Source organism: Candidatus Bathyarchaeia archaeon (genome assembly GCA_041447175.1).
In the GTDB taxonomy this organism is placed as follows: Archaea; Thermoproteota; Bathyarchaeia; order Bathyarchaeales; family Bathycorpusculaceae; genus JADGNF01.
On record CP166960.1, the window covers coordinates 521,558 to 535,070 of the forward strand.

20 protein-coding genes are annotated in these 13,513 nt (G+C 47.1%); 9 read left to right on the forward strand and 11 right to left on the reverse strand.

The features are described from left to right. Nucleotides 1-83 precede the first annotated feature (83 nt). Together ACBZ72_02690 and ACBZ72_02695 are read right to left on the reverse strand one after the other, a co-directional pair. The gene (locus ACBZ72_02690; GenBank protein ID XES77797.1) at nucleotides 84-230 is read right to left on the reverse strand and encodes a hypothetical protein; all 147 of its coding nucleotides are present in this window, start codon (nucleotides 228-230) and stop codon (nucleotides 84-86) included. Further along, nucleotides 223-483, reverse strand: a complete 261-nt coding sequence (locus ACBZ72_02695; protein XES77798.1) for a hypothetical protein — start codon at nucleotides 481-483, stop codon at nucleotides 223-225. Before ACBZ72_02695 ends, ACBZ72_02690 begins: the two co-directional genes overlap by 8 nt. Nucleotides 484-625: 142 nt before the next feature. Between ACBZ72_02695 and ACBZ72_02700 the strand changes: the two genes are divergently transcribed. The 3 genes from ACBZ72_02700 (at nucleotide 626) to ACBZ72_02710 (ending at nucleotide 2,700) form a co-directional block, all read left to right on the forward strand. Beyond that, nucleotides 626-1,141 carry a uracil-DNA glycosylase family protein gene (locus ACBZ72_02700; protein XES77799.1) on the forward strand — a complete coding sequence of 172 codons (516 nt, stop codon included), beginning with the start codon at nucleotides 626-628 and terminating at the stop codon, nucleotides 1,139-1,141. Nucleotides 1,142-1,181: 40 nt separating this feature from the next. Further along, nucleotides 1,182-2,006, forward strand: a complete 825-nt coding sequence (locus tag ACBZ72_02705) for an EFR1 family ferrodoxin (protein XES77800.1) — start codon at nucleotides 1,182-1,184, stop codon at nucleotides 2,004-2,006. 376 nt (nucleotides 2,007-2,382) lie between these two features. After that, entirely contained in the window at nucleotides 2,383-2,700 is a 318-nt protein-coding gene (locus tag ACBZ72_02710) for a hypothetical protein (protein XES77801.1), read from the forward strand. A gap of 20 nt (nucleotides 2,701-2,720) precedes the next feature. Here the strand turns inward: ACBZ72_02710 and ACBZ72_02715 are convergent, their stop codons facing one another. Next, nucleotides 2,721-3,152 (reverse strand): hypothetical protein, encoded by a 432-nt coding sequence (locus tag ACBZ72_02715; protein XES77802.1) that lies wholly within the window; start codon nucleotides 3,150-3,152, stop codon nucleotides 2,721-2,723. Between the two features lie 103 nt (nucleotides 3,153-3,255). Between ACBZ72_02715 and ACBZ72_02720 the strand changes: the two genes are divergently transcribed. Beyond that, on the forward strand, nucleotides 3,256-4,248 hold the full coding sequence (locus ACBZ72_02720; GenBank protein ID XES77803.1) for a radical SAM protein: 993 nt from the start codon (nucleotides 3,256-3,258) through the stop codon (nucleotides 4,246-4,248). Here the strand turns inward: ACBZ72_02720 and ACBZ72_02725 are convergent. Continuing rightward, nucleotides 4,224-4,835, reverse strand: coding sequence for a DUF998 domain-containing protein (locus tag ACBZ72_02725; GenBank protein XES77804.1), 612 nt, complete (start codon nucleotides 4,833-4,835; stop codon nucleotides 4,224-4,226). The genes ACBZ72_02720 and ACBZ72_02725 overlap by 25 nt on opposite strands. A gap of 34 nt (nucleotides 4,836-4,869) precedes the next feature. Continuing rightward, nucleotides 4,870-6,003: a DUF763 domain-containing protein gene (locus tag ACBZ72_02730; protein ID XES77805.1), complete on the reverse strand. Its 1,134-nt coding sequence runs from the start codon at nucleotides 6,001-6,003 to the stop codon at nucleotides 4,870-4,872. Between the two features lie 241 nt (nucleotides 6,004-6,244). On the opposite strand from ACBZ72_02730, the gene ACBZ72_02735 reads away from it, so the two are divergent. The 3 genes from ACBZ72_02735 (at nucleotide 6,245) to ACBZ72_02745 (ending at nucleotide 7,988) form a co-directional block, all read left to right on the forward strand. Then, complete coding sequence (locus tag ACBZ72_02735; GenBank protein XES77806.1) at nucleotides 6,245-6,841, forward strand: hypothetical protein; 597 nt, start codon at nucleotides 6,245-6,247, stop codon at nucleotides 6,839-6,841. 240 nt (nucleotides 6,842-7,081) lie between these two features. Further along, on the forward strand, nucleotides 7,082-7,723 hold the full coding sequence (locus ACBZ72_02740) for a hypothetical protein (GenBank protein ID XES77807.1): 642 nt from the start codon (nucleotides 7,082-7,084) through the stop codon (nucleotides 7,721-7,723). Between the two features lie 79 nt (nucleotides 7,724-7,802). Then, nucleotides 7,803-7,988: a DUF1059 domain-containing protein gene (locus ACBZ72_02745; GenBank protein XES77808.1), complete on the forward strand. Its 186-nt coding sequence runs from the start codon at nucleotides 7,803-7,805 to the stop codon at nucleotides 7,986-7,988. 38 nt (nucleotides 7,989-8,026) lie between these two features. On the opposite strand, the gene ACBZ72_02750 is transcribed toward ACBZ72_02745, so the two are convergent. Continuing rightward, nucleotides 8,027-9,268 (reverse strand): class I tRNA ligase family protein, encoded by a 1,242-nt coding sequence (locus ACBZ72_02750; GenBank protein ID XES77809.1) that lies wholly within the window; start codon nucleotides 9,266-9,268, stop codon nucleotides 8,027-8,029. A 118-nt stretch (nucleotides 9,269-9,386) separates the two neighbouring features. After that, entirely contained in the window at nucleotides 9,387-9,779 is a 393-nt protein-coding gene (locus ACBZ72_02755) for a peroxiredoxin (protein XES77810.1), read from the reverse strand. A 132-nt stretch (nucleotides 9,780-9,911) separates the two neighbouring features. Between ACBZ72_02755 and ACBZ72_02760 the strand changes: the two genes are divergently transcribed. Further along, nucleotides 9,912-10,127, forward strand: a complete 216-nt coding sequence (locus tag ACBZ72_02760; GenBank protein ID XES77811.1) for a hypothetical protein — start codon at nucleotides 9,912-9,914, stop codon at nucleotides 10,125-10,127. A gap of 49 nt (nucleotides 10,128-10,176) precedes the next feature. Here the strand turns inward: ACBZ72_02760 and ACBZ72_02765 are convergent, their stop codons facing one another. After that, nucleotides 10,177-10,785 carry a hypothetical protein gene (locus tag ACBZ72_02765; GenBank protein ID XES77812.1) on the reverse strand — a complete coding sequence of 203 codons (609 nt, stop codon included), beginning with the start codon at nucleotides 10,783-10,785 and terminating at the stop codon, nucleotides 10,177-10,179. Between the two features lie 168 nt (nucleotides 10,786-10,953). Between ACBZ72_02765 and ACBZ72_02770 the strand changes: the two genes are divergently transcribed. Then, nucleotides 10,954-11,214, forward strand: a complete 261-nt coding sequence (locus ACBZ72_02770) for a translation elongation factor-like protein (protein ID XES77813.1) — start codon at nucleotides 10,954-10,956, stop codon at nucleotides 11,212-11,214. A gap of 31 nt (nucleotides 11,215-11,245) precedes the next feature. On the opposite strand, the gene ACBZ72_02775 is transcribed toward ACBZ72_02770, so the two are convergent. From ACBZ72_02775 to ACBZ72_02785, 3 genes are read right to left on the reverse strand one after another with little or no spacing between them, the layout of a single operon-like run. Continuing rightward, complete coding sequence (locus ACBZ72_02775) at nucleotides 11,246-12,379, reverse strand: SufD family Fe-S cluster assembly protein (GenBank protein ID XES77814.1); 1,134 nt, start codon at nucleotides 12,377-12,379, stop codon at nucleotides 11,246-11,248. After that, nucleotides 12,354-13,130: a Fe-S cluster assembly ATPase SufC gene (gene sufC / locus ACBZ72_02780; GenBank protein ID XES77815.1), complete on the reverse strand. Its 777-nt coding sequence runs from the start codon at nucleotides 13,128-13,130 to the stop codon at nucleotides 12,354-12,356. Before sufC ends, ACBZ72_02775 begins: the two co-directional genes overlap by 26 nt. A 39-nt stretch (nucleotides 13,131-13,169) precedes the next feature. Next, a complete protein-coding gene (locus ACBZ72_02785; protein XES77816.1) occupies nucleotides 13,170-13,475 on the reverse strand; it encodes a hypothetical protein in 306 nt (101 codons plus the stop codon). Nucleotides 13,476-13,513: the final 38 nt, after the last annotated feature.

Consider the following 13,513-nt stretch of genomic DNA (forward strand, 5'->3'; position numbering starts at 1 on the left):
GGCGGCTCTGATGTTAAAACGTTTCTAAACCTGATGCAGAAAGTAAAAAGAAGGATCAAAGTTGGGGCTGAAACGGGTTGCGGTTACTTGCTTGCTTCTTCTCCGCGCTTCATCATTTCAGGCATCTTCCAATGCATCTTTGTCATGCCCTCTTTTATGACGTCCATGAGTTCCTCGTTGATTTCCACTTCAAGAGTGAGTTTCACTTTGCCTTTTTTCTCTTCAGTCATTCAACCACCTCCCGTACGTTTTAGAGTATTCTGGAAGTACGTGAGTGAAAAAGTGGTGCGCTTGGTTGGCGTTTACGTCTAAGTCGATTTTTATTTTGTAGTGGAATTTGCCTAGCCGTTTGGTGTGGACTGCATAGTCGAGAATTAACCCTTTTTGTTTCCACTCATGTAGTAAGCTTCGCGACAAATAGAATGAGATGGCGGGCGGTGCCAAAGGTTCAAAAACCAACCCTACACGAAACAGTAACCCCATAAGACGTGGACCAATAACAAATGAGATGCGCTTAAGCCTCCCACAGTTAAAGGCTGTTTAAGTAAAACAGCACGTATTGGTTTTACTGGGCGATTTTCTTAAATGCTTGTGGCTGTCAATACCCACCAACAAGGTGACCTCTTTGACGAACCTGACTGACCTGAACAAGCAAATTGCTAAGTGCAAAAAATGCAGCCTGTGGAAGAACGCAAAAAACGTGGTGCCCGGAAAAGGTCCATCTGACGCAAAAATTATGCTTGTCGGGCAAAACCCTGGGGCAGACGAAGACCAAGCAGGCGTGCCTTTCATTGGCAGAGCGGGAAAATTCCTTGATAAAGTGCTGGCTGCAAATGGCATAGACCGGGGCAAACTTTTTGTAACTAACATAGTTAAGCATGTTACTCCAAATAACCGTAAGCCTTCACCTGAAGAGATAGCCGCTTGTGTACCCCATTTGCTTGCCCAAATTGAGATAATTAACCCGCAGCTTGTGGTTTTAATGGGTGCCGTGGCGTGGCAGACACCAAGAATTGCAGGCATCCAATACGTTGAGACTGTTCATCCTTCTGCGGCGATGCGCTTCACAAAAATGCGGGCGCGTTTCATGGCGGATTTTGAAGCTATATGGGACCTTATTCAAAAAAATTTTAAGCCATAAAAAAGAAACCCCTTACAATTTAAGGTTGTATCACTTGGGTATGAGCGATATTGAAATTTATTACTTCTCGGGGACAGGAAATTCTTTGGTTATAGCGAGAAGTTTAGCGGAAACATTGGATGCAAAACTTACGCCGATTGTGCCCTTCCTGAAACATAATGAGGTGAAAACTGACGCGACAGTTGTTGGGCTGGTCTTTCCAATTTACGACTTTAAAGTACCCCCAATCGTTGACGCGTTTGTCCAAAAAATCTCCACACTTGATTCGAAGTATGTTTTTGCGGTTGTAACATCGGGTTTTTTGGCGCAAAAAGCTTTGAAAAAATTTGCTAAAACTCTGCTTTCATGTGGCGGCAAGCTTTCTTTTGGTTTTATTGTGCATATGCCAAATAATGGCGTAGTTACTGACCAAATGACCCCCAAGATACAAAAGGAAATCGAACAGCAATGGAACGCAAAACTCCAAAAAATAGCCGAATTGGTGAAGAGCCAGCAGCAGGGGCGAATCGAGGCAACTAACTTTTTTAGCGGCTTCATTTTCAACGGTTTGTTCATTAGAACTCTACCTAAACTTTTAGGCTTAATGTCGCACGTTGCAGTGCATGGTTGGAGCTCGCTTGCTTTTGTGTCTGACGAAAACTGCAATGGCTGCGGCACCTGTACAAAGGTTTGCCCGATGGATAACATCACGTTAGTCGAGGGCAGACCTTCTTGGGGAAAAGACTGTGCGTTATGTTTTGCGTGTCTGCAGTGGTGCCCCAAACAGGCCATTCAAGCAGGAACCTTCACTGTAAACAAGAAACGATATCATCATCCTGATGTCAAAATCTCCGATATAATAAGCCAAAAGCAAGTCCCACCCTGAATTTACCTGCTGCTCTGCAAGTTATCTTCGTGATTGTTGTTTCATGGCGAGCCAACTAGCTTTTTTATTTTGGCTCAAGAAAGATGTTTTCGGGTAGGCCCAAGCGGTGATGTTGTGAATGGCATTCCATTCTGCCCATCCTTGTATGTCTGCTATGTGGCCTGCCTGTCCCTTTTTGGCTCGGGCTTCGTAATTTATGGGTTTAAATCAAACCTGGAGCGCCTTTTCGTAAAATTCGAAGATGCATTTTTGAACTGTTTCTGTTGTTTTAGCTTTAGAAACTATATCGTTATGCGGCATATTTTTGTTTTTTAGCTATGAATTTAAAATTCGCAAATGCTTCATTAAAAAAACATAACTCAGTGGTGTGCCTACCATGCGAAAATCTAAGCTTGAACTTTACCAAGACGTAATTTGTGCTTTAGCTAAGAGGGCATTAACCCTTGACAGCTTAGCGTTTGAGTGTGGAACAAGCTGCGTTTTGCTACAGGACAAGCTGACTTTTCTGTTGAATAACGACATTGTAAATATTGAAGTCAGCCACGATAACAATGTCTTCTACGTTTTAACCCACAGAGGCATGGCAGTTTACAGAACTCTGCGCACAGTTAAGCGCCTTGAAAAACTTAAAGCACCTAACGAAGACGATACAGTAAACTTTATTCCAACTTTTAAAAACCAAACAAATCTCTAATCGAAAGGAAACTCCTGCTCTTAAATGTCTGTGAGTTTTAGTTTATCCCCAAAAATCGGCGTTGTCATAAGGCATTGCTGCTCCGTTTTCACGTTCAAAGCCGCCATCTTACGGTTACGCTGCATCTCCTGTGCATGCACCCAAGCTCGCGGAACCTTCACAACGCGGTAAACGTTGCGTCCCTTAGGAATCTCCCTAAGCTTAACCTCCAACACGCCCCGTTTAAGCATGAACAAAACATCATCCGCCAAACCCTGCTTGGAGGTTGAAGCTTTGGGCGCCTCAAATATGGGGCTTAGAATAAGCGTTTCACCAGAGGATTTGAAGTTGAAACCCTGAATTTTTTTGCCCTGTGCTTTCTCGACTTCTTGCAGCCAGTTTAACGGAGGCAACAAGAAGTAGCCTGACTCTTTTCCGATGTTCTGGCGCAGTTTCCGAATTGTTCCGCTCACTAAACCAACCTCCCGTGTTAAGGCATGTGTTGAGGCATAAATATCTTGATGCAAGCAACCAAAACAGTTAAACAAACCCACCCATGTTGTTGTGTCGATGCCTATGGCTCAAGTTTCCGCAGAAGCAATATGGAACGCAACCCCTCCGCACCTGCAGCAGCTACTGGATTCGGGTAAGCTGGTTGCAGAGCACAAAAAAATCCGTTTCTACGCCCCAAGCTTCACCTACTACAAAACCTCCAGTTTCTGCGGCTCCAGCAAGGAATTCCCCACAATATCCGTCACTGGCGTCGGGTGCGCTTTGAACTGTAAACATTGCGGCGGAAAAGTCCTCCAAACTATGCATGCCGCTGACACACCCGAAAAGTTGCTGGCGTTATGTGAGGAACTGAAGCAGGATGGAGCAGTGGGGGTGCTGGTTAGCGGGGGATGCTTGCCTGATGGTTCAGTCCCACTTGGCCGCTTTATGCCTGCTTTGGCGCAGATAAAGCGGGATTTGGCTTTGACGGTTTTTGTGCACACAGGTATCCTTAACGCAGAAGCCGCACGGCAACTCAAGCAAGCGGGCGTGGATGCTGCGTTAATCGACGTTATAGGCAGTGACCAGACAATTCAGGAAATCTACAACCTGAACGTTTCCGTGGGGCAGTATGAGGCTTCCCTAAAAGCCTTACACGACGCCGAAATTCCCTTTGTGCCCCACGTAGTTGCAGGTTTGCATCATGGCGAACTTAAAGGTGAATACACGGCGCTCAAAACGATTTTGCCCTACCACCCCGCAGCCGTCGTGGTCATCAGCTTTATGCCCATTCACGGCACTGCCATGGCAAAAACCACGCCTCCAAAACCCCTCGACATAGCCCGAACGGTTGCAACTGCACGGGTCATGTTTCCGCAGACGCCTCTGGTTCTGGGCTGCGTGCGTCCTAAAGGCAGACACCGCACTGAAACGGATGTGTTGGCGTTGAAGGCTGGCGCGGATGGCGTGGCGTTTCCCAGCGAATCCGCCATCAGCTACGCGGAGAAAGCAAGTTTTGAAGTTGGCTTTTCAAGGTTTTGCTGTGCCCAAATCTACCGCGATTTGGCAGGCAAATAACTCGGGGTTTCTGGTTTTTTGAGCATCTGCCAACTCAAAACTATCACCCAGATTGACCCTGCCAAGCCTGAAGTGAATTCGGGTATGGCAACGTGTGGCACGTAATTTAGGGTTAGCTGTAGCACCCAAACTGCAGCTGCAAACAACCCTAACCCCAAAGTGAAGAGGCTGAGTTTGCGTTTGCCTTCCATCCAGAATGCGCCCACAAACGTGAGCATGGAGATGGGCAAGAACACGAACAGCATGACTGAGACAATGTAGTGGGTTGGATGAAAGTTCTCGTTGAAAATGCCGATGCAGACAAGCGCGATGCACGCCACCGCAAGAAGCACTGAGGCGGCTTTGCCCACCACGTTTTTGCCCATGTAGCGGAACATGCCTGCCGCAAAGACCACAAACAGGATTCCGCCAACGATTAAGCCTATGTTGAAGACTGGTGCGGTTATGCCGCTTTGTACGCCCAAATCGCTAAGTGCATTGTCGGTCCAGCTGAACTGCTTCCATGAGCCGATTGCCACCATGATACATGCGTAAGTGAAAAAGGGTGAAATCATTCCTGCAGCTGCTGAGATGTCTGTTTTCCTCATTCTCCGAACCCAGTGAGAATCTGTCTGTTCGTGTTTATGAGGTTTTTGCGTCCAGCGGCACATATCTGCGCAGTCCCTGCAACGCGCGCGTTTTTTCTTTGTCGCCAACTTTGGCTGCCTGCACCGCTTCCTGCAAAATCTGGATGGATTGGTCGTAGGATTGGCGGTTTACGGGGTAGGGCACGCCGTCTTTTCCGCCGTAAGCAAAGCTGTATTTGACGGGGTCATGCCAACTGGGTTTCTCTCCGTAGACTAACTCGGCGATGAGGGCTAAGCCCCTGACGGTTGCAGGTCCAACCCCCTTCACAGCAAGCAGTTCCTCGTAGTCAGTGGGTTTCTTGTCATACGCTTCTGCCAAGGCGTCCCAGTTGATGTTTCGGGGCATATCTAAAAAGGCAATTTGAAGTCGCGGGGTTTCTGGGAGCCACTGGCTAAGAAGCTGCTGCTGCTTATCCTTTGGCAGCGTGGCGTCTTGGGCGAGGCGTTTGAGTTTTTGAGTGGGTTCTTGGGCTAAATCCACGGAGGCTTTGCGGCTGGCTTCACTTTGCCGTGCAGTCATGTCAAGCACAACTGGGTGACGTGTGTCACAGACGATGGCGCTGTGAGGCTCCACGACGAAGCAGCGAGTTTGGTCACTCTGCCAATGGTATCGGCGCGCAGTTTTGCCCTGCGTGCTCATGCCTTGCTGGACCACTGCCCACTTGCCGTTCTCAGCCACAAAAAACGCGTGATGATACAGCTGGTAGCCTGCTTGGATGGCGGTGTTGTCCACTTTCGCCGTCATTTTGCTGGTGTACGTGAGGTTTTCGGTTTGGTCTTCGGAGAAGCCAAATTTGCCTGAGGCTTCTTGTATATCACTTGGGGTTTTGCGTGAGGTTTTGCCTTTTCCGCCACAAACCACTACGCCATGCTCTTTGGCGGTGAGGGCGGTTTTCAGAACTCCCGTGACGACGGTTGTTACGCCGCTGCTGTGCCAATCGTAACCCAAAACGCAGCCCAAAGCCTGAAACCAGTAGGGGTCGCTTATGCGTTCCAAAAACTTGTCTGTGCCGTACTCATCAACTATGATGGCGGTGATTTCTTTGGCGAGGCTACGCATTCTGCCCGTTAACCATGCGGGGGCTTTTCCGCCGTGAAGAGGCAAACTTGCATAACCCGTTCGCTGCATCAGCGTCCACATGACTTGAAGGAAACGCGGCTTATTTCAGCATTATTGACATGTCTGACGCGATTTCCGCCGTTTTCCCGATTCCACGGTTTAACTGCGGACGTTGACGAGGAGACCCCTCTATAGGTTCTGCATAGATATGTTATTAGGCTCCAAATAGGTTCGCAGCTTGAATGTTTTCTGTTTTATATTCGCCGCTTTCAAGAGAGGGGATATATGTTTTTTTGCTTATTCTTTACTTATGAAGCGTAGCCGTGACGAGAAAACGTTGGAGCGTATTTACGAGCGCGATAAACAGTCAGGTGCCTTCATAATCAGCGTCGCTATCGAAAAGTACCCTGACATCTTTAACGAGTTAGACTCGGCGCCTTGGCGAAGACGTGACCTTGACCACGACTTGCGTGTCTTTTTGGAGGAATCTTCCTCTGACATTCCTCTGCGTTACGATATCACGCTGCAGTTCAATGTTTCGCAGGAGAAGCAGGATGTGGAAAAAGAAGACCGTATAAGAACTGGGTTGCGGACGTATTTCTCGTTTGTGCGCAACTCGCTGCAGCGGGACATCCGTCTCTCTTACCAGAAAAGTGCCCTCTACGGGTTGGGTTCCTTTTTGTTGCTGTTCACGTCGTATTCGCTTCAAGCACGCGTTTTAGGCAACCTTTTCCTCACAACTTTGGTGGATGTTATAAGTATTGGCGGCTGGGTTTTTCTGTGGGAAGCCATTTCCACGTTTGCTTTTAAAAGTCGAGAATCCCGCGAAATGTACCGCCAGTATAAGCGGTTAACTGTGGCTCCTGTGCGTTTCTACTATTATGGTCATGAGCCTGACTCTGCATAAAAATCATAAAAAATGCGGGTAGAACATGCAAAACTTTCTTTTTCAGGAGCTATATTAATATATTCTGTTCACCAAGCTATGGTTAAAAGTAGAGTTGGGAATCTACCTTCTGGTTTCCTCAACACTTTAGGCTATAAGGCTGGGCTCTGAAGGAGCCATCTTCAGGCACTCATAACAATCAACCAGACTAGACACCCTAAACTCAACCCGTAACAAACAAAACGTGGAGGTGAAAAAGGATTGAGGCGTAAAAAAGCAGAGGGCGAATACTTGGCGTTCCTCACGGTGAAATATGACGTTCATCCGGACATGCTCTTCTGTGCATTGCTCGCAGCAGGAGAGATGGGAAAAGCCAAATGCGGCGAACTTGAAGTAGAATGCCGCGGAGAAATCGACGATAAAATTTACTTTTTAATCAGGGAAGGCGACCAAGTGGTTTCACAGTTCCCCGTCGCCGTGGACTTTTTGGAAAAACAAAAAAACCCCATAAGGAACTTCATGGAGACAGATTTGGTTCAGAGCTTCCGACCTGAACAACCTTCAGGCAAGTTTTACAGCCAAATTGAAGACCTCAAGGTTGGCGCAACTCACGTTAACCTTAAAGCCGAAGTTCTAAAGGTTACCGAACCCACCCTCGTCAACACACAATACGGCAACCGCATCCGCATGGCAAAAGCGCTCCTAAAAGACTCCACAGGCGAAATCAACCTTTGTCTATGGCGCGACCAAGTTGAAACGGTATCCAAAGGCGACCACATTGAACTGGAAAACGCATCCGTAACCAAATTCCGAGGTACAAAACAGCTCACGACTGGCAACAAAGGCATCCTAAAAGTCGTCGACCCAGAAACCCCAAACAACCCCGTTCTTGAAGAACCATAAGCAGACCAGCGGAGTACTTCTCCGCATCAATGCTGCACGCTTATTAAAGAGCGCCTGCAAGTATTTCTAGGTGAACGTTTTGCCTTCTTTTAAATGCGCAGATATAGGCATGAAATGCGGTTTTGAAGCCTCAGCGCCCACCAAAGAGGAACTTATGAAACAAATTTCCATCCACGCCGCATCCGTTCATGACATAAAAACTATTTCTCCTGAACTTAAAGAAAAAATCCAAAACGCCATCCGAGAAGAACCCGCAACTCATTAACAACCCCGCAAACCTTCTTCTCCCTCTCTTTTTCTTTGTTAAAAAAGCACCTGAAGCACCGAATCAATTCTCCGAAGCGCATCAATAGCCGCATCCAACTCGGCTTTACCTAACGCCTTTTTACGTTTGAACTCTACAAGCAAGGCAACCGTCGCGTAAACTGCGTCAAAGGCTGATTTCGCGTCTAAATCGTTGTTCATGTGTTTCTCGAACGTGGGCAGCAGGTTTTGAACCGCCTTCTTCGCCTGATTAGTGGAGGGGGCATTTGCTGTTTGGTTGTTTTGGAGTTCTCTTATCAGTGCTTGGCAGTTGTCAAGTTTACGGCTGCTTTCGGCAAGTGCCTCCCAAGTGAAGTTTAGCTTCTTACGGTAGGCGCCATAAATTAGGAAGAAACGTACTGCCGCGCCGTAGTAGTCTTTAGCAACTAACTCATCCAGATAAAGCACGTTGCCTTGGCTTTTAGACATCTTTTTTCCGTCAACATATAAATGCCCACCGTGCAGCCAAAACCGCGCAAACGGCTCTCCTGAAGCCGCCTCGGCCACGGCAAGCGTGTAGTCGTGGTGCCGCACAAGATTATCCACTCCGCCACACGCGATGTCGATGCTAAACCCCAAATGCTTCGTAACCATGGCGGCGTCCTGCACATTCCAAGCGGGTCTGCCCCTGCCCAGTTCGGTATCCCAACAAACCCTCTCATGCGCATGACAGCCACGCCACAACACAAAATCCCCCAAATGCCACGGCATACCTGGATACGTGTCCAAATGGAAACGGTGCCTTGTTTTGGGCCACTTTTTCATGTCCAGGCGTGCAAGTTTACCAAACCCCTCAAACTTGAGGGGGTCAAAATACACGTTGTGGGCGCCTCTGTAGGTGTACTTGTAGGCGACGCCTTTAGCTATCAAAGTCTGAATTAGTTTGACGGCTTGGTCCACGATGGTGGATGCCCGAACCGTAAACTGAGGACGTTTAATGCGTAGCTGCTCAAATTCCTCAAAAAAGATTTCTTCGTTGCGGCTGGTGAGCTCCTCTACCGTGATGTTGGCGATTTCTGCCCAGTTTATGGCTTTGTCTTCAATGTTTGTCAAGGTGATTAACCGTGTGACGCTGTAACCCAGATATTCAAGGTAACGTTGCAGGATGTCTTCGAAAAGAAAGGTGCGGTAGTTGCCGATGTGGGGACGCTGATACGTTGAGGGACCACAAGTGTACATCTTGACTTGTTTATTTTGTGCTAAGTGGAACGGCTCAATTTTCTGGGTTAACGAGTTGTACAAGTTAAGCAGTATTTCACATCCTCAAGCAAGCATTTACGGGGCGGCTTTTTCTTCTAAGTTGAGTTTCTCCAACACCTGTTTGGCTTCCTCAACATGCTTCACTGGGTGGTACTGTGAATTAAAAACATGCCGCACAACACCCCTGCTTGTCGATGATGTAGGTGACTCTGCCGGGGACGATGCCCATACTCGACGGCACCCCATACAACGCCCTAACCATGTTGCTTTCGTCGCTGAGCAGCAGAAACGGCAAACCATGATGCGACGCAAACGACTTATGGCTCTCCACGCTCTGCCCGCTGACCCCCAACACTTCTGCGTCTAACTCAGTGAAAACATCGTAGCTGTCCCGAAAAGCGCAAGCTTCCTTGGTGCATCCGGCGGTTTCGTCTTTGGGGTAAAAGTAGAGCACCACATTCCTTTTGCCGAAAAACTCTGAAAGAGTCACATCGTCACCCATCTGGCTGGGCAAAGTGAAATCAGGAGCTTTATCTCCGACTTTAATTCCCAAAAAAACACCAATAATAAATGGAGAAAAAAAGCTATTATCTCTTTCTGCAAAAACATGCCGCTGTTGTGGTTGACCGTTTGCAGTCACACACCCTTAAATGCGCACTCTGTGTTAATTTTTCGGTGAATTTACATGCAGTCCTTCAGTTTAAACGAGCGGCAAAGCAAGGAACTCTGCGACGAAATCGGAAAAATGCTTCTTAAACAACTGGATTCCCCCGAGGTAAGCGACAAAGTTTACGACGTAGTCTCTGACTTCATAGAGCAGAACGGTCTTGAAGCCGACGCTGAGGAGTTAGCCAAAAAGATTTCTTGGGCAGTTAAAGTCGAACTCGAAAAATCGCCATAGCCGTTTATCAGGCTTTTTTGAGCGTAAAACAGGTTTACGGCTGCTGCCTCTATAAGTTCCATTTTTTTAAGAACGCCGATGCCTCACTCTTTGCTCTGCCCCTGTTTTTCTGCAGTTCCCTCGCTAAGGCAACCACCTGCTTTTTTTCGCTAACTTTGTCGAAGAATTCAGAAATCGATTTTAAGGCTTCGGCTTGAACCAGCTCCTTGTGTTTATAGGTTGCCTTATCCAAATTCAGCAGCCTCGCAGTTACTGCATCCGCTAATTCTGGTTTTGCCCTAACGATTTTATTGGAAACGATGGCTACATGGCTGGCGGGGATTAATTCTTCTCCGTTCAGAAAGCGGTAGAAGGAACCAAAGCTTTGTTCGAACTTATTTTCTGCGTCAACCTTTGCCAAGTTGGCGAGTATGTGTATGGCTTGAAAAGTGAATGCGCTGTTTTTGGATTCCAGCATTTCTTTGAAGTAGTCCCATTTTGGGTAGAGCACTTCAGGATGGTCTTCGCTTAAGAGGTATACCACCTTAAAGCATTGGTATCTGCGTTCTCTGTCCGTGGAAACCATGCTTTCCAACAGCTCCGAAAGCAGTTTCTCGTCTTTGAGGGCGTTTTTTGCGGTTTGTTCTTGCTCAGGCGTCCTTTTCTCTAAATCCAGCATGGTCTGTTCTTTGCTGTTTGGGTTGATAACTCTTTCTTTTGCAAGTGACTTCGCGTTTTGTTTGACTTGAAAACGAAATCTTGTTTGTAACTTTGTTTAATGTACCGTACTTTGGGCAAGTTTTTTATTTGAATCGGACGTAATGTTTCGTGAGGAGCAATATTGTGTATGAGTGAAGAAGGCGTGCTTGAAATTGGCACAGTGAAGCATTTCTTTCACAAAATCAGCGTTGCACTAGTTGACCTCACGGCGCCTTTGGCAGTCGGAGACTGCATCCTATTCGCAGGACCAACCACAAACGTTCAGACAACTGTTAACGTTATACAGGTTGAAAACACAAATATTCAACGCGCAGAAGCTGGACAAAGCGTTGGCTTAAAAATACCGCAGGCAGTTAAGCCGCAAGACGTAGTTTACAAGAAACTGTAAACCACACCTTGCGTCTTAAACGTCCCTACCGCTAATTGGCTTCAGTTGAAGCATCCACTATGCCTTTAATCTCCGCGTTCAAAGCATCCGGCAAACCCAATATGCCAACATCCATGAAGCCTCGAATAATAAGCGAAACCGCCTTTTCCCTTGACAACTTACGAGTCATAAGGTAAACGATTTCTTTCTCGCTTATTTTCCCCACTGCAGCTTCATGGGTGATTTCGACACCTTTCTTTCTAGCAATCAGTTCAGGTATGGACTGCAGATACGATTCGTCATCCATGATGAGACCGCGGCATTCCAAGTGGCCCTTGCTTTCGGTGTTGTCCCCTTCAATCATGCCTCGAATAATCAGCTTGGAGCCCTCCCGTGAAATAGCTCGGCTAACCATTTCTGCTTTGCTGCCTCTGCCCGTCAAAATCGCTTTGGAGCCGATGTCTAGTTGGCTGTTTTTGTGTCCGTACAGAATGCTGTTAAAGCTTGCTCTTGAGTTGTCGCCTTTGCAGTAAGCTACGGGGTACATCTGCATGTCCCGCACGGGCCGCATTGACACATAGTTAGAAACAAATGTGCCGTTCTCCTCAATTTCCGTGGCGCTTCGCGGACGCACTTTAGTGTTTTCACCCCACTGATGAATCATGGTGAAGTTCAACATGGCGTTTTTCTTGACGTAGATTTCGCTTATGCCCAAGTGTGAGGCGCTTTCTATGCTGGAGTGCTGCAGGCAACTGGTAATTATGTGCACTTTGGAGTCCTCTTCGGCGATGATGATGTTGTGCACCCGCTGTTCAAGGTTTTTTTGTGTAATCATCAAACAAGACTGTAACGGGAACGTAATTTCGGCGCCAGGCATTATGCGCATGAAGTAGCCGCCGCTGTAGTCATCTGCCACTTTGCGTGTATATTCATCTTTGTCTTTGCTGACAATTCTCCACATATAATCCTTAACCCAAGGATACTTCTCCAACGCGGCTTTGATATCCATCATTTCCACTTTGCCTTCGTAGAGTTGATTGATGCTGGAGGCAACAGTTTCTTGGTTCAGGTGAAGAAAGGTCCCTGCGCGGTTTTGGTCCTGCGTTTCTAAGCCGACTTTTGCGGCTTCTTCCAGAATTTGGTGTGGAATTTTAGTTAACTCACTGTTCTCTTTCGTCTTGCTCACTCTTCCATCCCTCGCGTGTTCGTACTCTGCATTCTACGCATCCTTCGTAGCCAAGTTTTTTGATATCTTGATAGATGCCCATGGGTTCAGTGAAACAGTGGAACCGGCCACCAAGCAAGATGCATCCGTAGCCTGCTTTCACATGTTCCAAAATGTCCCCTTTATGTGTGATAATCAAGGCGCTGGCGCCCGATACTTCGGAGTACCGTTGTATTTCATCAGCAATCAAACGTAAACTTTCTACGTCTACGCCGCTGTCTGGTTCATCAAGCAGCAAAAGTTTGGGTTTTAGGAAAATCAGCTGCAAAATTTCGCTGCGTTTTCTCTCCCCACCTGAGAAGCCAACGTTAATTTCCCTGTTCAAAAAGCTCGTGAGCCTGAACGCTTCAATCTGTTTCATCTCTTCAGGGCTAAAGTCGTCAGATGCGCTTTTGCCAAGGCACAGTTTAAGCAAATCCCCAAGTTTTACCCCTGTGATTTCAGGCGGACTCTGGAAGGAGACCACTATCCCCAGTTTAGCGCGTTCATCCACGCTCATGTGTGTTATGTCCTGTCCCATGAAGACGATTTGGCCCTCTGTGATTTCATATCCTGGCAGTCCCATGAGCGTGCTTATGAGCGTGGTTTTTCCTGACCCGTTGGGTCCAAAAAGGATGTGACTCACGCCCTGCTTGAGGCTGAACGTGATGTTCTTTAAAATAAGCTTGCCCTCAACTTTGACGGACAAGCCCGTGACTTCAAGCGCATCCATAACAATCACAAAGCTTTCGGTTGGGGAAAAAATAAACTTTTAGCTTACAAAACTCAAAATGAGTTCATCAACTGCCTGCAAAAACGAATCCTCCAAGTTTACTCCTTGGCGTTCAGCAGAAACAAGCATCATGAAAAGTAGGTCTGAAAGCATTTTTCCGCACTCTTCTGTAGTTGATGATTCCTGTGCCTTTTGAGAATCTATTATTTGCTTAGCTAATTCTTCCACTTTTTTGACTAATTGCTCTGGTGAGCTGAATTCGGCTGCTTTGTTTTCATCTAGTTTTTCAAATTTTTTGAAGGTTTTCCAAGCAAGATGTTGGGCGTCACGTAATGTTAACGACAAGATTTCCACCTTCATTTAACGGGTAAGCTAAGAAGATA